This is a genomic window from Actinoplanes sandaracinus, from assembly GCF_030009775.1.
GTDB classification, from domain to species: Bacteria; Actinomycetota; Actinomycetes; order Mycobacteriales; family Micromonosporaceae; genus Actinoplanes; species Actinoplanes sandaracinus.
In genome coordinates this window covers 46,696-71,820 of the sequence record NZ_JASCTH010000036.1, presented here as the reverse complement: position 1 = coordinate 71,820, position 25,125 = coordinate 46,696, and the positions used below count along the sequence as shown (strand labels likewise).

Annotated in this window: 17 protein-coding genes and 1 tRNA gene; 5 read left to right on the top strand and 13 right to left on the bottom strand. The window is 72.1% G+C overall.

The genetic code is table 11. The features are described 5' to 3' along the window. The first annotated feature begins 545 nt into the window (after positions 1-545). The 3 genes from QLQ12_RS39640 (at position 546) to QLQ12_RS39630 (ending at position 3,321) form a co-directional block, all read left to right on the top strand. Entirely contained in the window at positions 546-1,550 is a 1,005-nt protein-coding gene (locus tag QLQ12_RS39640; protein WP_282766132.1) for a GNAT family N-acetyltransferase, read from the top strand. A 283-nt stretch (positions 1,551-1,833) separates the two neighbouring features. After that, on the top strand, positions 1,834-2,184 hold the full coding sequence (locus QLQ12_RS39635) for an immunity 22 family protein (protein ID WP_282766131.1): 351 nt from the start codon (positions 1,834-1,836) through the stop codon (positions 2,182-2,184). 657 nt (positions 2,185-2,841) lie between these two features. Next, positions 2,842-3,321, top strand: a complete 480-nt coding sequence (locus QLQ12_RS39630; RefSeq protein WP_282766130.1) for an NADAR family protein — start codon at positions 2,842-2,844, stop codon at positions 3,319-3,321. Positions 3,322-3,412: 91 nt separating this feature from the next. On the opposite strand, the gene QLQ12_RS39625 is transcribed toward QLQ12_RS39630, so the two are convergent. Then, positions 3,413-4,696 carry a DUF805 domain-containing protein gene (locus QLQ12_RS39625; protein ID WP_282766129.1) on the bottom strand — a complete coding sequence of 428 codons (1,284 nt, stop codon included), beginning with the start codon at positions 4,694-4,696 and terminating at the stop codon, positions 3,413-3,415. 707 nt (positions 4,697-5,403) lie between these two features. Here QLQ12_RS39625 and QLQ12_RS39620 point away from each other — a divergent pair. Beyond that, the gene (locus QLQ12_RS39620) at positions 5,404-6,465 is read left to right on the top strand and encodes a hypothetical protein (RefSeq protein ID WP_282766128.1); all 1,062 of its coding nucleotides are present in this window, start codon (positions 5,404-5,406) and stop codon (positions 6,463-6,465) included. Here the strand turns inward: QLQ12_RS39620 and QLQ12_RS39615 are convergent. Continuing rightward, positions 6,440-6,760 (bottom strand): putative quinol monooxygenase, encoded by a 321-nt coding sequence (locus QLQ12_RS39615; protein ID WP_282766172.1) that lies wholly within the window; start codon positions 6,758-6,760, stop codon positions 6,440-6,442. The two genes, QLQ12_RS39620 and QLQ12_RS39615, sit on opposite strands and share 26 nt — an antisense overlap. A 165-nt stretch (positions 6,761-6,925) precedes the next feature. Further along, positions 6,926-9,241 carry a putative bifunctional diguanylate cyclase/phosphodiesterase gene (locus QLQ12_RS39610; protein ID WP_282766127.1) on the bottom strand — a complete coding sequence of 772 codons (2,316 nt, stop codon included), beginning with the start codon at positions 9,239-9,241 and terminating at the stop codon, positions 6,926-6,928. 137 nt (positions 9,242-9,378) lie between these two features. Between QLQ12_RS39610 and QLQ12_RS39605 the strand changes: the two genes are divergently transcribed. Continuing rightward, positions 9,379-10,377 carry a hypothetical protein gene (locus tag QLQ12_RS39605; RefSeq protein ID WP_282766126.1) on the top strand — a complete coding sequence of 333 codons (999 nt, stop codon included), beginning with the start codon at positions 9,379-9,381 and terminating at the stop codon, positions 10,375-10,377. Between the two features lie 46 nt (positions 10,378-10,423). On the opposite strand, the gene QLQ12_RS39600 is transcribed toward QLQ12_RS39605, so the two are convergent. The 10 genes from QLQ12_RS39600 to QLQ12_RS39555 all read right to left on the bottom strand — a co-directional run bounded on the left by QLQ12_RS39600 (position 10,424) and on the right by QLQ12_RS39555 (position 25,072). Continuing rightward, positions 10,424-12,133, bottom strand: coding sequence for an acyl-CoA dehydrogenase family protein (locus QLQ12_RS39600; protein WP_282766125.1), 1,710 nt, complete (start codon positions 12,131-12,133; stop codon positions 10,424-10,426). Between the two features lie 13 nt (positions 12,134-12,146). Continuing rightward, entirely contained in the window at positions 12,147-12,692 is a 546-nt protein-coding gene (locus QLQ12_RS39595; RefSeq protein ID WP_282766124.1) for a PadR family transcriptional regulator, read from the bottom strand. Positions 12,693-12,862: 170 nt separating this feature from the next. After that, the gene (locus QLQ12_RS39590; RefSeq protein WP_282766123.1) at positions 12,863-13,690 is read right to left on the bottom strand and encodes an oxygenase MpaB family protein; all 828 of its coding nucleotides are present in this window, start codon (positions 13,688-13,690) and stop codon (positions 12,863-12,865) included. Between the two features lie 113 nt (positions 13,691-13,803). Next, the gene (locus tag QLQ12_RS39585) at positions 13,804-17,772 is read right to left on the bottom strand and encodes a VWA domain-containing protein (RefSeq protein ID WP_282766122.1); all 3,969 of its coding nucleotides are present in this window, start codon (positions 17,770-17,772) and stop codon (positions 13,804-13,806) included. Between the two features lie 272 nt (positions 17,773-18,044). Further along, positions 18,045-19,241 (bottom strand): vWA domain-containing protein, encoded by a 1,197-nt coding sequence (locus QLQ12_RS39580; protein WP_282766121.1) that lies wholly within the window; start codon positions 19,239-19,241, stop codon positions 18,045-18,047. 256 nt (positions 19,242-19,497) lie between these two features. Beyond that, the gene (locus QLQ12_RS39575; protein ID WP_282766120.1) at positions 19,498-20,676 is read right to left on the bottom strand and encodes an ATP-binding protein; all 1,179 of its coding nucleotides are present in this window, start codon (positions 20,674-20,676) and stop codon (positions 19,498-19,500) included. Continuing rightward, positions 20,673-22,184: an ankyrin repeat domain-containing protein gene (locus QLQ12_RS39570; protein ID WP_282766119.1), complete on the bottom strand. Its 1,512-nt coding sequence runs from the start codon at positions 22,182-22,184 to the stop codon at positions 20,673-20,675. Before QLQ12_RS39570 ends, QLQ12_RS39575 begins: the two co-directional genes overlap by 4 nt. Positions 22,185-22,251: 67 nt before the next feature. Continuing rightward, a tRNA-OTHER gene (locus QLQ12_RS39565) sits at positions 22,252-22,323 on the bottom strand. Between the two features lie 50 nt (positions 22,324-22,373). Further along, positions 22,374-23,969: an ankyrin repeat domain-containing protein gene (locus QLQ12_RS39560; protein WP_282766118.1), complete on the bottom strand. Its 1,596-nt coding sequence runs from the start codon at positions 23,967-23,969 to the stop codon at positions 22,374-22,376. Further along, entirely contained in the window at positions 23,966-25,072 is a 1,107-nt protein-coding gene (locus tag QLQ12_RS39555) for a leucine-rich repeat domain-containing protein (protein ID WP_282766116.1), read from the bottom strand. The genes QLQ12_RS39560 and QLQ12_RS39555 overlap by 4 nt, the downstream gene beginning before the upstream one ends. Positions 25,073-25,125 lie beyond the last annotated feature (53 nt).

The window sequence follows — 25,125 nt, the reverse complement described above, 5'->3', positions numbered from 1 at the left end:
CTCCATCGGCCCCGTCGCGGCTCATCGCTCCAAGATCCAACAGGGACGATGGGCCCCACACCGTCGAAGGGCCGCCGCACGGCACGTTTTGGGGATTCCTCACAAGAATCACATCAGCACCTGCCGAACCCTCCCGCGCAAGACGGCACGCTCGACGTCGGCGCGCGGCCGGTTGCGGCTGTCGTCGGCCGGCAGAGCGAGGCTGAGGTCGAGCCGCGCGGACGCGATCCGCCGTGGCCGGGCACCTTTCCCGCTCCCACCCGGCGATCACCTCATGGGCCACCCGTTCAGTCGTCGGGTCGCCGGCCCATGCCAGGGTGGTCGCCGCGTAGCAGTGAGCTTTGGCCGGGTCGTACTGATGATGATGTTCCGGGCGATCCGGCACCGGACGCTGCTCAGCCATCCGTTCCACCCGGCGCGGCGCGTCTCGGGGCGCCGCTCACTCCGGTATTTCGAGGTTGGCGATGACGGTTGGCCGAATCACCTGGTCAGCAGGCCCTGCTAGCGTCAGCCGCACACTGATGATCAGTCGGAGGCCGACAGGAATGACCCCCACGTTCCCCGAGACCCGCCTGCTGGCGGGCGATCTCTTGCTGCGGCCCTTCTCCGCGATCGACATCGAGGAAAATCAGATCGCTTGCGCGGACCCGCTCGTCCAGCATTGGCTCCCCCTGCCCCGGCCCTACACCCGCCAGGACTCCGCTGACTGGTGCACCAAGATCTCCCATTCCCTGCGGGAGACCGGAGACGGGATCCACTTCGCGATCGTTGACGCGAACACCGACCGCCTCCTCGGCGCCGTCGGCCTGAAGAAGACCGACTGGCGCGGCCTGGTCAGCGAGATCGGCTACTCGGTCGCCCCCTGGGCTCGCGGCCGAGGCATCGCGGCCGAAGCCACGCGGACCATCGGTCACTGGCTGCTGGTCGACCACAGCTTCCAGCGCATGGAACTCAAGGCCGCCACCGGGAACCTGGCCTCGCAGAGGACCGCTCTCCAGGCCGGCCTGCAACGCGAAGGCATCATGCGCAATGCCGGCTTCATCCACGCCGGCCGCGTCGACCTGGTCCTCTTCTCGCTCACGCCGGACGACCTCAAGTCGCGGTACGACGGCGATCCCACGCAGTCCGTTCAACGGCGACAACCGATCATGAACCTCATGGAGGACCAGCAGGCGCCGCGGCCGGCCGAGGGTGAGGGTGAGGCGAAGGTCATCACGCTCTGCGGCTCTACCAAGTTCGAGGCTGAGTTCGCGGAGGTCAACCAGCGGCTCACGATGGAAGGTTGCGTCGTGATCAGCCTCGGAATGTTCCGCCTCCCCGATCTTCCGGACTACGACTGGACAGCCGACAGCTCTGACCTGAAGGCGCGGCTCGGCGGCGTGCACTTCCAAAAGATTCGCATGGCTGACGAGGTGTACATCGTGGATCCGGGCGGCTACGTAGGTGAGTCGACCCGACGGGAGATCGCCTACGCGGAGTCGCTCGGCAAGCCGGTTCGGTATCTGAGTCGCGAGCGCTCGGCTCGAACGGGAGACCGCCCCCAAGAGTGAGTCCGACCGGGCGGTCCGCTCAGCGGCCAGGTCCGGATAACGGCTGGCGGTCCGGTGGCTTGCCGCGTCAGGGTGAGCCGCGGGTTCGTCCCACGCACGCCCGACCATCATGTCGACCACCGCGTCCACCTTTACGGCGGATCGAGACGGCCAAGCCGACGACACGGTACGTGATCGCGGGGCTGACAACAGGAGCGAGACCGAAGTTCACGAGGCGGCACGCCGATGCACGGACCGCGGCAGACCAGGACGCTGCCGAAACCGCGAGACTTAAGATCAGAACATGACAATCGTCCATGTTTTCGTCTCGACCGGCCGGTTCGCGTCGGAGAAGGAACTGCGAACCTTCATCGAGCCGACATACACCGCTGAGGGCGATGCGGTGCCGTCGCGATTCATCGAGGAAATCGGCCTCCACGAGTACGAGCCTTTCACCATCGAGACGACGCACGCCGGTGAGGCAATGCCCGTCCGGCAGTTGCTGCGCGACGCGTCGTGGGCCGAGGAATGGCTCATCAATCTCGACCCGGAACTGTGGGCAGACAGCGGCGTCTGCGTCTTCCCGCCAAACGTGATCGCCGCACCGCGCGATTCCTCACTGGAGTACTGCGGCGCCTTCACCTACCTGCCGTAGCCGAATCGAATCAGGTCACGGCGCTCGCCCGACACGCCCAGACGGCGGGAGGAGAGCGCATCTGAGTAGAGGCGCCGGCATTCGTCGTGATAACTTTCCTGTCATGGGTGTCGCGGGTTGGCTTCTGCTGGGCGGGATCGCGGCGGGCGTTACCCTAGCCGGTGTCGGAGCATGGATGCTGATGAGGAACCGGACACCCTCATTGCTGGGCATGGCTCTCGCGCGTGATCCGTCCGCGGGAAAGCATCTGATCTGGATGGGCCTCGGCCTCGTCATGGCAGCGGCCGGTCGACTTGCAGACGGCGCTGGGACGCTGATCCTAATCGTGGCCGGAGCAATCGCTCTAGTCATAGGCATTGCCGGCTACGGGCAGGAGCACACTTACCGGACGCCAGGCGACTAGCGAGGCTGGCAATGCCTTCTGGTAGGCCTCGGTAACGACGTGTCGGCTGCTATGCCAGGACCGGCTCGTCGCGGACGGTGAGGGTGACCTTCTGCCCGGTCACGCGTTCGACCTGGTGGATCAGGTTATGTCCAACGGCCTTTCCGATGTCCCACGCGGCAAGCCGTTCGACCGGTTGAGCAGCAACTCGGTTGCGGCGTCGCCGATGGCCGTGGCACGGTGCGGGTCCTGACCCCTTCCGTTCCGAGGCCCTGGTGACGATCTATTTTTACGGTGCCGACGAGGTTCCGTATGGCTGCTTCTCGAACTTCTCCGCGCACGGCTTCGACCTGGACGGCCGCTGGTGGCCAACGTCGGAGCATTACTTCCAGGCGCAGAAGTTCGCCGGTACCCGCCATGTCGACCTGATTCGCCGGGCGGCCACGCCACTGCGCGCCGCGCAGTGGGGTCGCGATCGGTCCCGGCCGCTGCGCCGTGACTGGGACCGGGTCAAGGACGACGTGATGCGCCGGGCGGTTGCGGCCAAGTTCGCCGCCCATGCCGACATCCGCGTGGTCCTGCTGAACACCGGCGACGAGGAGATCGTCGAAGACACCGACACCGACCATTACTGGGGACGTGGCCGGTCCGGGGTCGGCAGGAACATGCTCGGCCGGATCCTGATGCGCACCCGTACCCGGCTTCACGCCGACCAGGCACACACCGGCGACAAGGCTCATGGCGGCGTCCGCTGATTGGCCTATGTGGAGCTTCGCCTCGGCCGTGCGAGACAGTGGCCGGGGCAGCAGCGGCTCCGCGATCCGGGTCGCGGCTGCCCCGGCGGAGTCACTTCTTGACGTACTTGCGCAGCGCCTGGGTGAGTGACCTGCCGCTGACCTCGGCGTAGATCGTCCGGTCCGGACCGACCCGGACGCTGTACGGGCACTTCTTCTCGTCGCCCGTCATCACCTTGTCGTGGATCTTGACTCCGGTCGCCGCCTCATAGATGCGCAGCTGCCAGTCGGCTCGCATCAGAGAGACCGTCTCGGGCGCCGGATCGCCGTATTCGCACTTGCGGAGCAGCGTGCCGGTGCTCACCCGATCCAGGCACGCGACCAGCTGCACCGTACTCGGATCGTCCGAGCCCCAGATCGCCGTGTCCTGCTCCGTCAGGCCCTCGTCCTCGAAGAAGTAGCTGCCGTTCCGGACACGGATGTCCGACCCGTCACCGGTCTCGACGAGCACCACCACCGGGTGCGGCGCCTTGCCGGAGCGTTTCGGCGACTGCGGGTAGAAGATGTCGTCGTTGCACACCCGGTCCAGATCGCCGATCGTCTTCGCCGGGTACGTGCTGGGGCCGGGCCCTTCCGAGCCGGATTCCCTGCTCCCCGTGGCGCCGGCGTCTGGGCCGGAACCGGTCTGCGGCTTCGACCAGATCTGCGCTGACGGGTCGGCCGCGGCATTCGTGTCGGAGGCCCGCGTGACCAACCCGCGGACCACGCCGCCGCACACGACCAGCAGCAGCAAGCTCATGGCCACGGCGGCGATCATGCTCGCGCGGCCCTGCTTGGCGGTCGGCGGTGCCGCCGGCGCTGTCACCGGCGGGCCGAACTGCTGCCCGCTGGGCAGGAATGCGTACGGCTGGACCGGCTGCCCTTCAGGGGAGGACGCGTACGGCGGAGACGACGTCGCGGGCGGTCCGAAGGGGTGTGCCGCCGCTGCCGGATCGACCGCGGGCCCGGGCCACGGCGGGGATTTCGGGTCCGGCCCGTAGGCGTTCGGTCCGCGGGTGCCTTCTTCGCAGAGCGCGACGAGCAAGATGATCGGCCCCGCGATCGGAAGGAGCGACCAGCAGATGTACCAGCCCGACCGGCCGGTGTCGTGCAGGCGGCGCGCCCGGATGGCGAGCGACGGCAGCAGGGTGGCGAGCACGTAAACGGCGAAACCGACACCGATCGCCAGGCGCACGGCGTAGTACCCGCCGTCGCTGTTCAGGGCGATTGCCAGCGCGCCACCGAAGAGGATGGACCCGACAGCCGCGTCGGCCAGCGTGAACATCCAGAACTCGGCCCGGCGGGCCCGGCCATCGAACCGCGCGTATTTCCGCAGGCCGACAAGATACCAATGCATTTAAACTCCTCGAAAGACGCGTCAGCCTAGGAGTTGAAGATCGATGAAGGCAAACCGGTATTGGCTTCCACCGGCGTGAAATGAATCATCTTCGCCGCCGGAAACCAGGCACTGCCCCGGGTTCACCCGACCGGTCAAGCCGAACGTGCCGGCGCGGCGGAGCCCGCGCTGGCGGACCGCCTGCTGAACCGGGAACTGGGCATTCCGGCTGCGTCGGGACACAGGGGCACGCCCGCTCGCTCCACCGAAGGCTACTCACTGTGCGCGGTCACCCTGGACCACAACCCCGGCCGGCGGCAGACCCCGGTATGTAGGAACACCAGCTACCGTCGGCTAGCCAGCCGGCCTGAGGGAAAAGCGGCGGACAAGGGCGGCAGCGGTACCCGAGGTGCACGATCGGCACCCGGCATATCAGCCCGCCGGATCCGCAAAGAATCGGTGAACCGCAATCTTCGAACGCACCCATCTCGGCTGCCAAAATCGGGTACTCCTCCAGCACGAAGCAGACGGGCCGACAGCTGCGACGGACGGTCGACGACGAGCCGTTGATCGCAGAACAACTCGGCGCGCGGTGAACGCTTTCGAAGAGGTTGCCGCGGCCGGGGACGCCGGCACCTGATGGCCGGCTGAGCGCGCCTCAGCGGATCCACAGCGGACTCTTCGCAGAATCCGGGGGCCAGCAAAAAGCCGTCGCTCCGGGAGTCGCCATGTCGGATCCTTCCACGTCTCAACAACCGTCGGCCGCGATCCGCTGGGCGGTGGCGTGCGGCATCTTCCTCGCCGCGGAGTCCGCTTTGCGCGTGTTCTGGATCGCGGGTGGGCGCTGGGGATACACCGCCTGCGACCGGACCGATTCCGGCGACGTGGCGGGTGGGTGCGGGGCGGACCGGGTCGCGGTGCTGCCGTTCTGGCCGGGGTGGGGAGCGCTGGCCGCCGGCGCCGTGCTCGCCGTGGTCGTCGGGTGGGCGCTGCGGTCCCCCGGCCGCGCCGCGGCCACCGCCGCCTGGGTCGCGGCCACGCTGATCACGGTCGCCGCGTTCCCGCTGCACCTGCTCTTCGAGATTCCGGCGGCGCTCGCGGGGCGTCCTTCGGACTGGCGCGACCTCGGCGCCCGGCTCGCTCTCGTGGCCGGTGGCGTGCTGTTCGCCGGGCTCGCGAACGCCTGCGGCCCGCGGCGCGGCCCGCGGGCTCCCGGATACCGGCCGGTGCCGCGGTGGACCCGCCGGTGGGCGTACGCCGCGGTCGCGCTGCCGGGGATCGGCTGGACCCTGCCGCACGTCCTCTGGGTGCTCGGTGTTCCGTTCGGGATGTCCGGCCAGAAGCTGGCCGACGCCCAGCGGGACCTCGCGACGCCGACCGGAGTCGCGATCGCCGTGGTGCCGCCGCTGGCCGGGCTGCTCGTTCTCGGCCTGGTGCAGCGGTGGGGGCAGCAGTTCCCGGACTGGGTGCCGGTGCTCGGCGGCCGGCCGGTTCCCCGGCTGCTGGCGGTGATCCCGGCCGGGCTGGTGGCGATCGCCCTGGTCACCTACGGCACGCTGAGCGCCGCGGTCCTCGCCGGCCAGCTGATCTCGGGCGCCCATGAATGGGCGGACGTCCGCGAGGGGTGGGCGGCGACCGCGACCCTGCTGGTCTTCCTGGGCTGGGGGGTGGCGCTGGGCGTCACCACCGCCGGCTACGCCCGCACCACCGGCGGTGGCACGGGCCGCACCGGCGAGACACCGGCCCGGCCCGGGCCGTCGCCGGTCAGGAACCCTGGCTCACGGGCGTGAGCCGGCGCAGGAAGGCCGCCTGGATCTCGCCGTCGAGGAGGTCACCCGCGCGGGCGAGGAAGTCCTGCAGGTGAGGAGCCGCCAGGTTGGCGGCGTGGTCCTGCCGGCTGCGCCACACCTCGTGGAAGTGGAACGAAGCCGGATCGTCGACCTGAACGTGCAGGTCGTAGGTGATGCAGCCCGGTTCGCTCACGGTGGGGGGCACGAGCGCCGTCAGCGCTTCCCGGAGCTCCTGTCCCGTCCGGCCTTGGCCCGCAGCCGGGCGACGACGGTCAGGTTCTCGTGATTCTCGAATGACATCAGTGTGGTGCTCCGGTGGTCAACGAGGCGTACGTCCAGCTCGCCGCCGAAGGTCACCTGCGGAGCCGGCGGGGTTCGGGCACCCGGGTCGCGGCCGGCTGACCCCGTCTCGGGCGGCGTGGGCGGCCGACCGGATCGCCGAGGCCGTCCAGGAGTGCCGTCAGCCGGAGACCAGGTCGCGGGCGCGCAGCTCGGTGATGCGGTCCGGCGGGACCGGGCGCGACCAGAGGTAGCCCTGGCCGTACTCGTAGCCGAGCCGGCACAGCAGGTCGCGTTGCTCCTCGGTCTCGATGCCCTCGGCGACGGAGGAGAACTCCAGGGCCGCGGCCATCTGGCTGACCGCGGTCGCCACCGCCGCCTGCCGGCCCACCGTGGTGATCGACTCGACGAAGGAACGGTCCAGTTTGAGGCTGGTCACCGGGCAGGTGAGCAGCAGTCCGAGCGACGACGCGGCGGTGCCGAAGTCGTCGAGGGCGAGTTTCAGGCCGAGGGCCCGCAGCGCGACCATCGTCGCGTGGGACTGCTCGTCGTCGAGGACGGCGGTCTCGGTGACCTCGATGGTGAGGCCGGCGGCGGGCAGGCCGAACTCGGCGAGGGCGGCGGAGACGTCGGCGACCAGGTTCGCGTCGCGCAGTTGCGGGCCGGCGACGTTGACGCCGACCGACAGCGGCACGGCGCCGGGGAAGACACGGCTCCATTCGGCGGCCTGACGGCAGGCCTCCCGCAGAACCCAGCGGCCGATCGCGACGATCTGGCCGGTGCGCTCGGCGACCGGGATGAACTCGGTCGGCGGCACCAGGCCGCGGACCGGGTGGTTCCAGCGGATCAGTGATTCGACGGCGGTCAGGGTGCCGTCGGAGAGCCGCACGATCGGCTGGTAGACCAGGGTGAACTGGTTCTCCTCGATGGCCTGGTCCAGCTCCCGGATCAGGACCGCCTCAGCGCTGATCCGGGCGCCCATCTCGTCGGTGTAGGCGACCCACATGCCCTTGCCCCGGCGTTTCGCCTCGTACATGGCGATGTCGGCGTTGCTGAGCAGGATCGACGGGTCGTCGCCGGGACGGGCGCCGGTGACGCCGGCGCTGGCCCGGGTGACGAGGGTGTGCTGGAGCAGGACGATCGGTTCGGCGAGGTGGCGCAGGATCTGCTCGGCGACGGCGCCGGCGGCGTCCGGGCCGGTGCTGGGCAGGAGCACGGCGAACTCGTCCCCGCCGAGCCGGCACACCAGGTCGCCGGCGCGGACCGCCTCCGTCATCCGGGCGGCGACGATCACCAGCAGGGCGTCTCCGGCGGCGTGGCCCATCGTGTCGTTGACCGTCTTGAAGTCGTCGAGGTCGATCAGCAGCAGCGAGGACTCGCAGTTCAGCAGGCGGGTCAGTTCGGCGCTGAAGTGGGTGCGGTTGGCCAGCCCGGTGAGCCCGTCGGTGGACGCCTGCTCGCGCAGCTGCGCCTCCTGGTCGCGCAGCTCGCCGAGGGCGACGTCGAGGCGGCCGATCAGTTTCATGTTGTCGTGGAAGGCGACCAGCTGGCGGCCGGCGACCAGGCAGGTGATCACCACGACGCCGATGGTGGCGCCGACCAGCTGCGAGGACGCGACCTCGGGCAGCATCAGGAAGAACACGACGAAGGTGACGGCGATCATCCCGTACGGCAGAAGGCTGTAGGGGCGGCGCTTGGCGCAGGACCGGGGGTCACCGGACCGCACCACGATGACCTGGATCCACGGGCCGATGGCGATCAGCACCGACGGCAGGAGGCGGATCACGTAGACGTACGCGTGATCAAGGGTTTGGAAGTCGCCCGGCAGGAACGTGCTGACGCCCTGGACCATGGCCGCGGAGACCATCGGCCAGGCCGCGATCCGTGCCATCGGCGGATTGTGGATCAGCGCGACCTTGGTCGCGGAGAACGTCGCCACCAGCACGAGCGCCGCGGTGACGCTCGCGGTGACCCGGTCGGTGTGGCTGCCGTCGAGCGGGTTGAAGGCGAAACACCAGGCCACCACGCCGCCGCCGACGAGCACGGTGGTCGCGTCGAGCCAGAAGACGAACTTCTCGCGGACGGTGCGCAGGCCCTGCGGGAAGATCAGGCAGGCGATGACGTTGCTGCTCATCCCCACCGCGAAACACACCGTCTGCACGGCGCCTCCGGTGAGCGAGGGCTCACCCGGAGAGATCAAGATCTGCAGGCTCTGGTACGCGTCACCGACGGTGAACGAGGCCCCCGCGAAGCTGATCATCGTCCAGAAGCGGCGGTAACGCGCGGGGGCGAGCCGTCGCAGCCGCCATCCGCCGATCGCGAGAGCCGCGTCGAGCGGCACCTGGAAGATCCAGTAGACCTGGACCTGCCGCTGCGCGTTCCCGTCGAAGAGGAAGAACAGTGCGCAGCCGAGCAGCGTGAGCCCGATCAGGCCGCGCAGCACCGGGTCCCGGCGCAGGTGCTCGACCGGCCGCCCGGCCAGTTGCGTGCCGCTCAACGATCGTCCTCTCGCCCGGGTGCTCCCCGCGACAGATCGGACGACGCGAGCCGTTTCCAAGGGTTCGCGGGAAGAGCGGCGCCAGGCCGCCATCCCCGGGGTCCGGGCTCACGCAAGATCATGAATACCATTCGCCCATGGGTTCACGGGTGAACGTGGCGGTCAGGCAGGGCGGCGACTGGACTCACTGCGGGAGCAACGGACTGGGTTACAGCCTCGGCGCCTACCTGGCGCTGGGCCCCGGGCCGGCGCTGGCCGTCGTGCGCAGCCGGTCGCTTCCCGTGTGGGACCGCCGGCAATGGCAGCTGGAGTCCACCTGCGAAGGGGCCGCGCTGATCGACCTGGACGCCAGGGATTTGCTGTTCTTCCTGGACCTCGGCTACGAGCAGCGGCTCGCCGTCCTGGAGGCGTACGGCCGGACCTGGGCGGGATGGACCGTCCGGTGGGCGTACAACGGGCTCGCCGACGTCACCGACGCGCTGGGGGTGAGCCGGGACGTCCTGCAGCGTGACCCGTGGGACGGCACCGATCTGTTCCGGTGGCACCGCCCCGGGCCGGACGAGGAACTGGTCCTGCGGCAGATGATCACGGTCGGTGAGGTGGCGTACGGGCTGGATCACCACGCGGTGGACCCGTGGGAGATCGGCCCCGCGCTGCTCGACCAGATCGGCGACCTGCCCCGGGTGACGACCCTGCCCGAGATGCCCCGGGCCGGTCTGCACCTCGATCCGGTGGCCCGGACCGCGGGGGTGTGGTCGGTGGCTCCGGTGCGGAACCTGACGGAGCGGTTCGCCGGACGGTGGCCGGGCTGGACGCTGGAATTCTGGGAGGACCGCTACCGGGAACACGCGAGCCGATGCGCGGGCGTCTTCGAGTTCCCGGACCCGGCCGTCGCCGTGGAGGAGTCGGTCCATGACCTGGTGGAAAACGTGCTCCACCACTGGCTGCGGGCGATGCCCGAATTCCGGCAACGGTGGCCGGCGAAGGAGGAAGCCGACTACGACCCCTACTACGGCACGCGCGACGCCGGCCTGACGATCGCGGACCTGCAGCGGCTCTGCGGCGCGCTGCTGGGCCCGGACCGCGATCCGGTGGACGTGGCGGCCCGCGCCCGGAAAGAGCTGCGCATCACGTGACCGCCTCTCCCGCGCGAGCAGGCGGGAGAGGCGGCGACCGGTTCGGTCAGGGGCGCATCTCGTAGGCGCCGACCAGGGCGAGGACCTGCTGCCAGACGGCGGCGTCCCGGGCCTCGTCGGCCACCGGGCGGCGGATGTGGGCCAGCGCCCAGTCCGCCTGCTCGGTGGTGGTCGCGGCCTTGCCGTGCAGCTCGGTGGCGTACGCCGAGAAGTCGCGGACCAGGATCGCGAAGATCTCGTCGAGCAGAGGCTCGTCGAGACCGGTCAGCTCGGCCTGCTCCAGGATCAGCTGGCCGTAGACGATCAGCGCGAACAGGTGGCCGACGGCGAGCAGGAAGTCCAGGTCCTTCTGCTGCTCCTCACTCGGCGCGTGGGCGCGCAGCAGGGCGCAGAAGCCGTCGGCCTGCTCACGGAAACGGGCCACGTTCGCGACCGAGGCGTACGTGTCGTACGCGGTCCGCCAGTCGTGGAACTGGATGGCGCCGAGCCCGCGCGCCGGGCCCTGCCGGAACAGGAACTCGTCGTCGGCGGCGTCATGCCGGGTCGGCACCGGCGCGTACTGAGCCGGCTTGAACAGGTAGTTCGGCATGAACTTCAGGATCAGGGCCAGGTTCACGTGCACGGTGCCCTCAAGCTTCGGCAGGCCGCGGACGTCCATGGCTGCCTTGTCGAAGTAGGTGTCCGCCTCGAAGCCCTTGGCCGCGATCACGTCCCACATCAGGTCGACGACCTTCTCGCCCTCGGTGGTGACCTTCATCTTGGTCATCGGGTTGAACAGCAGATAGCGGCGGTCGTCGGGCCCGGCCGAGCGGAAGTAGTCCACGGCCCGGTCGCTGAAGAGCTTCATCGCGACGAGACGGGCGTACGCGTCGGTCAGCTCCCGCCGCACGTGCGGGAACGCGGTGACCGGCTTGCCGTACAGCATCCGCTGGTGGGCGTGGGTGACGGCCTCGTACATGGCGTGTTCGCAGATGCCGATCGCGGCCGTGCACAGGTTGAACTTGCCGACGTTGACCGTGTTGAGCGCGGCGTCGAAGGCGGCCCGGCCGGTGTGCAGCACGTCCTGCTCCCGGACCGGATAGTCCTTCAGCTCGAAGGTGCTCACGTACATCTGCTTGTTCACGACGTTCTTGATCAGGTGGTAGTTCTCGTGCCGGCTGTCGGCGGCGAAGAACACGTAACCGTCGGGGCCCTCGACGTCGGCGCGGCGACCGAAGACCGAGACCAGCCCGGCGACGTTGCCGTTGCCGATGTAGTACTTGGTGCCGCTCGCGGTGAAGCCGCCGTCGGCGGTGGGCGTCAGGATCATGTCGGTGGCGTAGATGTCGGCGCCGTGGCTGCGCTCGGACAGCGCGAACGCCATCACGTGGCCGTCGTCGAGCAGGGCGGCGGCCTTCTCCTTGACGGCCGTGTTCGCGCTCTGCCAGACCGGGCCGAGGCCGAGCACGGTGACCTGCCAGGTGTACCAGTAGTCCAGGCCGTAGAAGCCGAGGATCTCGCTGAGCGCGGCGTTACGGGCGGTGTCCCAGCGCTTGTCCGGGTTCGATCCCCCGTTCGCGGACGGGGTCAGGAAGGTCGCGAACAGGCCCTGTTTCGCCGAGAACGCCAGGAAGTCGTCGTACCAGGTCCGGTCGATGTAGTTCTTGATCAGGGTGTTCTTGCCGCGTTCCTCGAAGAAGGCGACCAGCGCGCGCAGCAGGCGGCGGCTCTCCGGGTCGAGGTGCGCGGGGTCGTAGGTGTTGGGGTTGAAGAGCACAGGAGGTTCCTTTCTACAGTGCCCGGAGCGTGTCGAGGACGTCGTCGAGCCAGTCGAGCAGCATGCGTTCGTAGGCGATGCCGCCGCGCAGCACCGCGTGCTGAAGGCGCTGACCAGCATCAAGTGATGAAGTGTCGGGGAAGTCCCGTTTCTCGCCGTTCAGGTAGCGACCGAGAAGCGCCTCGTGCTCAGCGCGGTAGCGCTCCACCTCGGTGATGAGCGACGCCCGGCCGGCGAGATCGGTGAACGCCGCTCCGCGGATCTTCACGGCCAGTTCGTGCCGCACCGCCTCGGGCTGGACGGGCGCGCGCAGCCACTCGACGAGCACCGCGCGGCCCTGGCCCGCGACCGAGAACGATCGCTTGTCGGGCCGCCCGTCCTGGCCGACCTCCTCCGCGGTCACCCAGCCGTCGCCCTCCATCCGCTTGAGAACGCGGTAGATCTGCTGGTGGGTGGCGGTCCAGAACCGGCCGATCGAGCGCTCGAAGCGCCGGGCCAGCTCATATCCGGACCCGGGCTGCTCCAGCAGGGAGACCAGGATCGCGTGCTCCAGCGCCATCCCCGCATCATGCTATGCAACGAGTTGCATAGCAAGCGGACCTCCGGATGTCCGGATGTACGGTCGTCTCCGCCCCGGCCGGCCCTGGCCGACGGGGCCCAGCCTGGTCCCAGGATGCCGCCCGGGGCGACGCCGTGCTGGCCGACGGCGAAAATCGCCGCCCGAGCAGGTCACCCGCCCCTCTGCCGCTCGCCGGCGGTCAGCGGGTCGCGCCGGCGGTTCAGTCGCCGGCGCAGGTCGTGGAGGTAGTAGTCCTTCACCCCGTCGCGCAGCCTGCCGGGCAGACGGGGGTACACCACCCTGGCCGTGCCGAAGAAGGCGTCGAACAGGCGCTGCCGCGGCGCCGACCAGGAGAAGCCGTACTGGGCGCGGATCGGCTCGGGCAGCAGCCCGACGGTGACCAGCCGGTTGAGCGGCCTGGCCGGACGCAACACGATCGGGATGTTCCTCGGCCTCATCAGCGCGGCGGCGATCTCCCGCGCCTCGTCACCGACCCGCAGCGTGTCGACCGTGCGGTCCCAGTACGCGGTGAAGGCGGCCCGGTCGGCGGGCCAGGCGTCCTCGGGGCAGCCGATCGACGTGGCGAGCACGCTGTACTGCCGGAAGCATTCGTCGAGCTCAGCGGGCGTGAGCGGCCCGAACACCCGCTGGTAGAGCAGGACCGCGGTGTCGTAGAGGGTGGCGTTGACCCACACCTGCAGGCCCGGGTCGTCGGCGCGGTAGCCGGGGCCGGTCACCTTGCGGTGGATGGCGGCCACGGCCCGGCTGATCGCCCGACCCTCCGCCACGGTGCCGAAGAGCACGCCGAACACGTAGCTCATCGTGGTCCGTAGCCGGTCGAGAGGACGTTCGGCGAAGTCGCTGTGGTCGTAGACGCCCTGAGCGACGCCCGGATGTGCGATCTGGAGCAGCGTGGCACGGCCGCCTCCGGCGAGCAGAAACCCTTCGCGGGCCACCCGCCGGATGACAGCGCTGTCGTCGAAGAGGCCGTCGTCCATGCGAGGACCGTAGGCCAGGGTTAACTTCTTGGGAAGGCAGCGCCATCCCCAGCGCTGTCACCACTACTCCGGACACGGGAATCGCGGTTCACTTGTCGCGCCTTCCGGCGGGCTCAGCCGAAGGCTCTCCGGAACGCCTCCACCGTCTCCACGGCCGAGTCGGCCCGCCACATCGCCGCGTCGCCGGGTACCGAGAACGACTTCCACAGTGAACGGACATAGAGATCCTCGGCTTCCTCCGGCGACCCGATGAAGATGGTCCGCACGGCGGGCCCACCGGGACCGCCCGCACCCGCCGGAGCCCGAACCCCCAGAGGGCCTCCGGAGTCGGCGTCGTCGGTCACCACGATCAGGTTCACCCGCCGATCGGAGGGCATCGTGCGCCGGATCCGTTCCCGCACCCCCTGCACCGCGGCGGCCAGAGGTGTGTCCCCGGCCGGGCGCAGGCGTGCCAGCGCGTCGCTCACCCGATCCCGGACCTCACCGGCCGGACCGACCGGCACATGCTCCCGATATCCGGGATCGGCCGCGCCGGCGGTGCCGGAGAAAGACCACAGGCCCAGACGATCGTCGCCGGTGAGCCGCATCATGCCGGCCCGCATCGCCGCGTGCATGAAGGCCATCCGGGCGCCACCCATCGAGCCGGAGGCGTCGACCAGCAGGATCGCGGTCACCGGCGGGCGCACCGAATCCCACATGCCGGCAACGGCCTCGGTCGTCGCCGGCGCGAGCCACACCGCGCGGGCCGGCCCGAGGCGATAGCCGAGCCGATGGTCGTCGGCCGAACCCAGCGCTCGCAGCAGGAAATCCCGGAAGCCGGTGGCGACGCGTCGCTGCTCGGCGTCCGCCGAGGACATGACCACGTAGGGCAGGTCGACGGACGGTCCCGGATCGGTCAGGGGGACCACCGCCCACCGAAAACGGGGCCGATGCGGGCACCACATCCCCCGGTCGGCGTCCCGCACGACCGCCGCGTTCGTGATCATCACCGTGACTCCGTGCGGTGCATCGGCCTCACACAGGGCCGTGGACGGCTCCTGCGTCACGGTCGCGCCGGCCAGCACCTCGCGTACCCGGTGACGGGTATCGGGCGCCGCGAGGTCGGCTGCAGTGGGCGACCGCCCGAGGACGGCGCCGGTGATGCCGTGCAGGGCGGCCAGGCCGGCCACCGACCCGGTGGGATCCGGCACGGCCACGGTCAACGGTCCGAGACGCCCGCCGGTGTCGGCCTGCCACCGGCCGGGTTCGACGAGATGATCGACGATCTGCGGCCACCCGGCCGAACCGAGATGCGGCAGCGCGGTCTCCGGCACGGCCAGGACCAGGGAATCGTGGGTGAGACGGGGCAACCCGTCGACCGCGGACGGGTCGGCGAGAGCCGCGGGCTCACGGCGGCGCAGCAGGTCCACCGCGACCGACGAGGCGGGGATCCACACCTGGGCCTGGCGTGGATCCGGCGCTGCCAGCGGATCGCGGGCGCCGGCGACGAGCCGGACCTGGTTGCAGACGGCGCTGCGCGAGCTGTTGTAGACGGCGACCAGCCGGGCGAGCGCGTCCGCCTTCTCCGGCGAGGCGACCACGGTGATCGAGACACGGCAACTCGCCTCGGCCAGCTTCGCGCCGACCGTCCTGACCGCGTCGGGGACCACGGTCAGGCCGGTGACCGCCAGCAGGACCACCCCGGCTACCGCTGTCACGGTGGTGGTGCGGCGGCGTACCACCGAAGGATGTGATCTCGGGGTGGGTGAGGCGGCGGGCGGGTCGCCGGACAGGTGGAACCGCAGGCGTTCGTGGCGGAACTGGTATGCCGGGCCGTCCCGGCGCAGGATCTGCCGGTGATGGGCGCCCTCCAGGAAGTGGGTCAACCGCCAGGGCAGCCGGCCGCGGGCGGCCAGCCACAGCCGGGCGGCCGTGTAGGCCGTCCACGGGGCGCCGGACCCGAACGCGGCCAGCACCATCACCGGGACCGCCGCCAGTCCGGCGGCCAGGGCTGCCGCCGCGGCCGTGCTGCCGCCGCCGAGGCCGGTCACGCCGCCGCCGAAGAGGCCGACCGCGGCCGCGGTGACCACGCCCACCGCGAAGCCCGCCCCGAGCGTGGTGACCAGCAGCGTCTCGCGTTCGACACGCAGCGACGAACGGAACGTCGCGGCGGTGGCCTCGTCCGGTTCGGACCCGTCGGGGACGCTCAGCCATCGTCCGGCACCGATCGGGACACCGATCACGAGCGCGCCGCCGACAGCGGTGGCCACGGCGACGGCCAGCGCGAACGGCAGCACCTCCAGCAGGCCCCGCTCCGGTCGCCACCGCTCGATGCCGGCCAGGACGGCGATCACCACGGCCACGGCGATCGCGAACGGCGACGCGGTCAGACAGCCCTCGGCGATCCGCCGCGGTAGCGAGCCGGCGCGGCGGCCGAACCGGTGCGGGACGATCCGGCGGCCCGCGGCCAAGCCGTTGCTGATGATGCCGAACACGGTGCCGCCGACGACGCCGAGCAGCACGAGCGGCCCGAGCAGGCCGAACGGATCGGCGCCGGGCGGGCCGCTCAAGCCGGCCCATCCCCCGGCGTCGCCACCCCCCGTGCCGCCGTCCGCGTTGGTGCCGTCCGTGATGCCGCCGCCGGTCAGCAGGACGATGGTTGCTCCCGCGGCGAAGATCATGCCGCTGGCGAGGCCGTCCCGCAGGGCCGCCGTGATGACCGCGAAGGCGCCGGACGGCTCGTCGCCGCGCGAGGTGCGGGCGGCACGCAGCCCGGCGAGGACGCCGAAAGCCAGGCCGGTCACGGTCGCATAGGCGGTCGCGGCGCCGATCCGGTAACCGGTCAGCGCGGCGACGCCTGCCCCGGCCGCCGCGCCGAGGGCCGCGACGACGCCGCCGACGACCGCGATGATCACGACAGGGTGGACCATGGCGGCGATCGTCCACCAGCGCAGATGGGTGCCGCGGGCGAGCAGGCCCAGCCAGCGGCGAGGCGTCGGGCTCGGGTACGCGGCCCGCGCGAACTCCTCCAGCAGGTGCCGGTCGACCGCGTCCCCCGCCATGTCGAGCAGTCGCCGCGGCTCGGTCGCCGGTGACCGGTAGACCGAACGGGCCAGCGAGATCATCAGTGGGGTGGCGAGGGTGCCGGCCAACTCGCCCCCGGGATCCTCGCGCAGCCGGTCGGCGACCGGCTGCCAGCGCGTGCTGCCGCGGACGTCGCTGTCGGCGAGAAAGGCGAGGGCGTCGTCCGGCGGGACCGGCTCGATACGGACGACAGCGGCATTCGACAGCGGGCCCTCCCCGGCGACCGCCTTCTCGTACTCGTCGACACGACAGGTGACGACCAGCCCGGGCAGGATGGCGGCGACCCGGTTCAGCTCGTCGAACGCCGCGGCGAGGGCGGGTCCGGGCAGTTCGTCGAGGCCGTCGAGCACGGGCAGGACACGTCCGGCCGCCACCAGAGCGCCCGCCATGCCTGGGTATCCGTCGTCGATCCGGCGCGTGATCCAGTCGTCGAGTGGAACCCGAGTGTCCCAGGCCGGCAGTGCCAGCAGCACCGGCACCGGATCGCCCGGCTCGGCCAGGTCGATCGCGGCGATCGTGAACAGCGTGGCCAGACTGGACTTGCCGGAGCCCGGCGGGCCCAGCACCACCAGCTGGCCGGGGCGGGTGCGGCGGACCAGCGCGACCAGGTGCCGGGCGGCCGGGGCGCCGCCGTCGAGGCGGCCCGGTCGCGGCGGTGCGACGCCCGCGGCGGCCGGGCGGGACGGAGTCCAGCGCAGGCGCAACGCCCGCGGGTGGTGCAGGCGGCGGACGCCGATCTCGTCGAGCCACTGCCGGCGGACCTGGGCGGCCAGGCGGCGGGCCGTCTCGTCCTCGCCATCGGCGCCGGCCGCCCGCGCCGTCTGCGGTGACGTCCGGAAGCTCAGGAACGCGACCGTCACGGCGACGATCAGGCTTCCCACGCTGGCCAGCTCGTCGGCGGTGGAGAGCGCGCCCTGATGCCGGACGAGGACGTAGCCGAGACACGCGGCCGCCGCCACGCCGGTGACGGCGAGCACGAGACGGCGTCCCGGCAGCGTCGAGGTCGGCCGGGAACGCACCGGGAAACGGTAGCGGTCGGCCGGGCGGGGTGGATATCGCTCGAAAGCGGGTCCTGCGTTCCCCGCCGGGTGACGCGCTAAGTGACGCGCTGGGAGACCTGGCGCCCGCAGAGCCGGTGGACCCGGCGGTGTGGGTTCCGGCAGAACCGGTAGCGGAGCGCAGCCCGGCGGTCGCGCTGTGGCCTCGACCCGCGGCGGCCTCGCGCGGGAGGCACGGGACGGCGCCGGGTGCGGTTGTCGTGGGCGGAACCTCGTACCGGCGCGGGGTTTGATCAGTCGGGCTGGTCCAGGGGGATGCGGATGGTCTCGATCCAGGCGGGTGGGGAGACGGTGCCGGAACCGACCAGGCCGGCGACGACGCGGACGCCACCGGGCCGCGTCTGCGGCCACGGGGTGTAGCCGTCGGTGAGGACGATGATGATGTGTGGCCGTTCCGGGCCGCGGAGGGCATGGTCGATGCCCACCCGCATGTCGGTGCCGCCGCCACCGGAGAGCACGATGTCACCGACCGTGGCGGTGCGACGGACCGCGTGCACGTCGGCGTCACAGGCCAGGACGGTGACGCGGTTGCGGCCGATGCCGACGACCCGGAGCACACCGGCGACCTCGCCGAGGACGGCGCGCAACTCGTCGTCGCCCATCGAGCCGGACGTGTCGACGACGACCGCGACCCGGGGCATCGGGCGGCGCAGGCTGGGGAAGACCACGCGCGGTACGGCGGCGCCGCGCCGCGACGGGCGCTGATAGGTGTAGTCGACCGCGCCGGAAGCCCAGGAGGCTGCTTCCCGGACCGCCCCGGCGAGTGCCCGCCGCCAGTCGACGACAGGCTCCAGGATCTCGTCGGCCCAGCGCCGCCAGCCGTCCGGCAACCGGCCCCGGGCCTTGGCGTGGGCGCGCAGCTCCTGAGCGGTCTGGCGGCGGATCGCGGCGGCCTCGACCGGGCTGACCCGGGCGGCGTCGGAGTTCTCCCACGGCATCGCCCGGCCGTGCGCGCCCGACCCGCACTCCGGGTGATGCGGGGTGGGCGGGATGGCGGGCAGGTACTGCTCGAACATCTGGCCGTCGGGCAGGCCGAACATCGCCGGTCTCAGCGCGTCGGACGGCAGCGCCGACAGGTCGTCGTTGATCTCGCAATCCTGGGCGATGTTGACGCGGTGGTGGTCGTGCCGCAGCTCGGGCGCGACCAGAGCGGCCCGGCCGTGGTGGTCGCGCAGCAGGTGGGCGGCCTCGTGCACCCAGACGGCGGCCAGCTCATGGACCGGCGTCGCGTCGACGAACGCGGGATTCACGTAGCAGCGCCAGTGCCGGTCCACGCCCATGGTCGGCACGCCGTGGGTGGGCACGACGGTGAGGCTGTAGAGAGCCGATGCCAGGTAGGGCTGGGCGCCGGCCGCCTTCAGGCGCGCGGCCAGCAGTTTCGTGCGGTCCAGGACCCGGGCGGCGTCCTCCGGCGCGTGACCGGTTCCCACCTCGCCGCTGGTTCCCGGTGGCAGTGGCTCAGCGGCGGCACCGCCGGCGGGCTCACCCGGCGGCTCACCGGTGACGCCGTCGGCGGGCGCAGGCCGCGACTCGCCGGCAGGCGCAGGCCGCGGGTCACCGCCGGGCGCAGGCCGCGGGTCACCGCCGGGCGCAGGCCGCGGCTCACCGCCGGGCGCAGGCCGCGGCTCACCGGCGGGGCCGCCCTGCACGGGGACGGCCGGGCGGGCGGTGGCGCCGGGGGCGAGGTCAGGAGCCACCGGTCAGCAATCCGGACGCGGTGAGCACGCCCAGGAAGGCGTCGATCGAGGCCGGCACCGGCCAGTCCGGGTCGCGCATGCGGGCCAGGTCGAACGCGGCCCGGGCGGCCACGTCGGGCACCCCGGCGTCGACCGCCTTGGCGAGGACCGTCCAGCCGGCCTCCCACCGCTCGCGGGTCACCGACGCCTCGATCGCGGCGACCACCGCGGTGAGGAAGGCGAGCTGGCGGTCACCGCGCTCGGGCAGCGTGAACGCGGCCGGGTTGGCCAGCACCCGCTCGGGATCGGGCAGGTCGAGCTCGTCGAGGTAGGTGGTGAGTTCCAGCCCGGCGCCGTCACCGACCGCGCCGATCACCGCCGTGGCCAGGGCCTCGCGGCTGGTCCCGGAGCAGAAGTGGAAGACCAGCAGGCGCAGCACCATGTCCCAGGTGCGGGGCGAGGGCCACGCGCCGCCGCGGGCCTCGGCGTCGGCCGGCAGGTGGTGGGTCAGGCCGGGCCGGGCGGTGAGGAAGCCGGCGATCACACCGCGGGCCCGGGCCAGGGCGCCGGCGGCCCGCTCGGGCACCACAGCGGGGACGCCGATCTGCGGCCAGACGCCGGCGAGCCCCCGGGCGACGACCCGGGGATCGTGTGTCCAGTGCAAATGGACGAACCGGTTGGCCAGCGGCGGGCTCAGGTGCCAGCCGTCGGCGGCACTGGCCGGCGGGTTCGCGGCGGCGACGATGCGCACCTCGGGCGGGAGGGTGAGGCTGCCGACCCGCCGCTCCAGCACGACCCGCAGCAGGGCGGCCTGCACGGCGGGCGGAGCCGACGACAACTCGTCGAAGAAGAGCAGGCCACGGCCACGGCGAGCGAGCCGGACCGCCCAGTCGGGTGGCGCCATCGGCACACCCTGCACGGCCGGGTCGTCGCCGACGATCGGCAGGCCGGCGAAGTCGGACGGCTCGTGGACGCTCGCGATCACCGTCTCCAGCGGCACCTCAAGACCGTCGGCGAGCTGGGCGAGGGTCGCCGACTTGCCGATGCCCGGTTCGCCCCAGAGCAGCACCGGCAGGTTCGCGGCGACACAGAGCGCGAGCGCGGCGGCACGATGGTCGGTGACCGGTTCGGTGCGGGTCGCCCCGATCCGGCGCAGCAGCGCGTCGGCGGCGTCGAGTCCGGAGGTCATGCCTTCTCCCTGACATAGGCGATGGCGGCGGCCCACTCGGGCGCCAGGTCGTCGCGACTCTCCATGACGCCGCACTGGTCGAGCACGGACATGCGGTTCCGGTTGACGATGTGCGGGCTGGCGCCCGCGTCGACCAGGGCGGTGACCATGGGAGTGGGCCAGCGCCGGGACACCGCGAGGAACAGCGGGGTGTTGCCGTCCCGGTCGCGGGCGTTGACGAGGAGACCCTCGGCCAGCAGGCGGGGCAGCACGCTCACGTCGAACCGGCCCAGCTCGTGCAGCAGGGTGCGCCCGGCGCCGTCTCGAACGTGTGGGTCGAGACCCGCGTCGAGCAGGGCGAGCAGCACGCGGGTGCCGCCGTGGCGCAGCCGCAGCCAGAGGTCGCGCCGGTGGGCGCGCAGCCGTTTCGGCAGAGAGCCGCCGTGACGCCAGTGCTCGGCGACGGCGAAACAGCCGGTCACGGCCCCACCGAGAGCCCGCAGAGACAGCTCACGCTGCCGCTCCTCCCGGCTGTGCTCGTGCAACTCGAGGCGGGCCGCGCGCACGCCGACCCAGTGCCAGACGCCACCGCAGCGGACCCGGACCAGGTCCTCCTCGTCGAAACCGGCGGTGACCGGCGAGCTCACGGGGCCGCCCGGATCGTCCGGGGTCAGGGCCTCGCGGACCAGCGGGTGCAGGCCCTCGGGGCTGATCAGGCCCAAGTGCAGGAGGTTGAGGTCGATCGGGGCGCACAACAGGCCGAGATGCAGGCAGGGCACCGCCCGGAACGGGTTCGGCTGCAGCCTGCCCAGGGACAGCTCGACCACGCGCACCCCGTCGCCGTCGACCTCCAGGCGCACGTCGCTGCGGCGGTAGGCGTCGGACCAGAGCGCCCAGGACGTGCGGCCGAACTGGGCGGCGACCCGGCGCACCTCGCGGCCGGCGAATGTCGGATCGACGCGCCGCAGCAGGTGGAAGTCGCCCGGCGACCTGACGCCGAATCGCCACTCCGACGTGGCCCAGGCCTCCGTCCAGTCGGCGGAGGGGGGCAGGCGGACCGCCCGCGCCACCTCGCGCAGCTCGCCGGCCCGGCGCGCGTCCCACAGGTGGGGCGGGAGGGGAAAGACCACGTCGCCCTCGACGTCACCGGCACGGACCGCGTCGAGGGTGAGCCGCTGGGCGTGCTCCGCCGACGGTGGCGTCCGCACGACGAGCACCACGGTGTCCGCGTGGACCGGGCCGTCCGGGGCCAGGACGAACGCGCGGTCGGGGTCGAGCATCGTCGTCCCGCCGAGCGCGCGCGGCAGGTGCCAGCGGAGCAGATCGGGGGCGAACCCGGCGAGCATCTCGGCGGCCGGGCCCGGCGAGGCGAAGGTGACGTCGACCGCCGCGGCCGCGCAGGCCGCCCGCCAGTCACCGCGCTCGCGGGCCTCGGTGCACTCCGCGATCATCCAGCCGGGGACGGCGTAGCGGCGCACTCGCTGCCACTCGCGCGGGGTGATGGCGTCCCAACCGCTCCACCCGCTCACCGGCGCACCCCGTGCCGCCGCGGCCCCCACGCGATCATGCCGCCTCCCCCGTGCTGATGCCGTGCGGCGAAGCCGGCCGGATTCGAACCGGCGTCCTCCTGGTTGATGCCAGGCGCGACGACCTCTGCGCTACGACCTCGCCGCGCCGGAGCATACGTGAGCCCACCGACATTTCCCGGTGGCGACCGGTCAGGCGCGCTTACGCAGGTACGCCACCGCGTCCTCGAAGTCGGGCTCCAGGTCGTCCCGGTACTTGATCAGGTCGTCGACGTGGTCGATCACCGTGTCGTGGTGCTGGTTGGGCAGGTAGGGGTCGGCGCCGGCGTCGACCAGGGCGATGATCAGGGCGCCGGGGCCCCGGTGCACGACCGTCACGTACAACGGGGTGCCGCCCTCCTTGTCCCGGGCGTCGACGTCGAGACCCTCGGCCAGCAGGCGGGGCAGCAGCCGCCGGTGGTCGAAGGACCGGAGCCGGTGCATCAGGGTGCCCCCGCCGCTGTCGCGCACCTGGGGGTCCATGCCGGCGTCGAGCAGGTCCAGAACCGTACGGGTACCGCCGTGGATCATGCGCTGCCACAGGTCCTCGCGGTGGGCGCGCAACCGCCGTGGCAGGCGGCCGGGAGCCCCGTACCAGGCATGCTCGACCGCGAAGCAGCCGGAAACCTCGCCGCCGAAGGCGCGCATCGCCCGCTCCCGTTGCTGTTCGGCCGGGGTGTGCGAGCGCAGGTCGAGCCGGCCGAGCCGGACGTCGATCTCGTGCCAGTCGCCGCGGCAGCGGACCCGGACCAGTTCTGTGCCGGTGGGCGGATACGGCTCGGCGACCACCGGCGGCACACCGGGGAAGAGCGCCTCCCGGACCAGGGGGTGCAGCGCGCCCGGCGCGAGGTGGCCCCGCCTGATCAGTTCCAGGTCGGCGTCGAACCGGGTCAGGTCGGCGTGCAGGCGGGGCACTTCCGGCGCGGGGTCCCGCGGGTGGCCCGAGCTCCAGCCGGCGCGGACCGCGTCACCGTCCACGGTGATCTTCAAGTACCGGTAGGGGCCGGCCCAGAGCAACCAGGTCGCATGCCGGAACCGGGCCGCGAGCCACCGGGCGTCGTGGGAAAGTCGCAGCGGATCGATCGCGGCCAGAACCCGGTTCCGATCGGCCTTGGACCACTCGTCGTCCTGCCCGGCGGCGATCTCGACGCCCGCCTCGCTGAAGGCCGCTGCCGCCGAGAACGCTCCGCGCACTCGCTCGGCTCGGGCGGGCAGGTCGTCACCCGCGCCCAGCGACTCCGCCGGCAGGCCGCCGGCCGCCGGGGTGAGCAGGGGAAGGCGTTCCGCCGAGCCACCGAGCGCGGCCCGCAGGCCGCCCGCGTGCCGGGCGTCCCAGAGGTACGCCGGAACGGCGACCGAACTCACGCGGCCCACGCGCGCCGCGGTGAGGGTGAGCCGCTGCGATCCGAGCACGGACACCGGCGCCCACACGGTGAGCAGAACGCCGTCCGCCGCGACCGGTTCATCCGGCACCAGGAGGTACCGCTCGTCGTTGGACAGGGTGGTGAACCCGCCGAGCGCCCGCGGGAGATGCCATCGCAGCAGGTCAGGAGCGAGATGCGCGGCGAGTTTCTCGGCCTCGGCCGCGACTTGCGGGGCGAAGGCGACGTCGATCCGCCCGGCCTCGCAGGCGGCCCGCCAGTCCCCGCGCTCCCGGGCCTCGGCGCACTCGGCGATCATCCGCGCCGGGACCGCGTAGCGGCGGATCCGCAGGCGGTCGGGCAACGACAGGCGATCGCCGATCGTCACCGGTACACGCTCACGATCGCGGTGATGTCCTCGTGGGGCGGGGTCGCCGACCGCGGGGCCAGCCGGCGCATCCGCCGCGGCACGCCGCCGTTGATGCCCAGGTGGCCGAGCCCGCCGCCGGCCGCGAGCAGCAGCCGGGCGCCGCGGCCGGTGATGCCGGTGAACCGCAGGTCGAGCCGTTTCAGGGCGCTGCCCGGCAAAGCTTGCGCGAACAGGGCGGCGCCGGTGTCGCCGACCACGTTGGGGAGCCCGCCGAGCGCGCGCTCGGACGGCGGCCTGGCCAGGTCGAGGGCGACCCAGGAGCGCAGGTTCGCCGTCAGCGGGGCGACGTCGGTGATGCCGTTGCCACCCAGGCCGAGCGTCATCGCGTACCCCGCGAGGTTGTCCGCCAGCGCGGCGGCGCCGTCGTCGCCGAGGTGGTTGACGGCGAGGAACAACTCGCGGACGCCGCCGTCGCGGACGAGCCTGGTCAGCACCGGTACGGCGTCGCGGCGCAGCCCGTTGCCGCCGAGGAAGAGGCGCTCCAGCACCGGTGGCCGGCCGGCCAGCGCGTCGGCCAGCGACTCCAGACCGGTGACGGTGAGCCCGGTATTGACCAGGTCGAGCGTCCGCAAGCTGGTGTTGTGCGGCAGCGCGGCCGCGAGTCGCGCCACTCCCGCGTCGCCGATCGGGTTGCGCTTGAGCCACAGCGCGCGGATGCCGTCGTCGGTGGCGAGCCGGTCGGCGATCGCCCCGGCCCCGTCCGCGTCGATGTGGTTGCAGCCCAGATAGACGGTGCTGATGCGGTGCCCGGCGGTGAGTGCCCCGGCGACCGCACGGGCGCCGTCGGTGCCGAGCCCGTTGGTGCCGAGCAGCAGGTGGGTGGCGTGCGGCGAGCCGGCCGCGACCTCGGTGACGCGGCCCGCGAGCGCCGGTCCGAGGCCCTGTTTGCACAGGTCGACGCGGCCGTCCGGGCGCAGCAGGCCGCGGGCGAACTCCTCCGGCCGGGTGACCGGGGCGGGCGCGGCGAGGCGGCCGAGGATGCCGTCGAAGTCGCCCGGGTCGGCCGGCCCGCGGTCGGGGTCGGTGATGGCCGGGCATCGCACGACGATCTCCTCAGCCACCGCTGTCTCCCCCCGCTCGTCAGGGCCGGAGCATACGGGACCCCTGGTGGGGG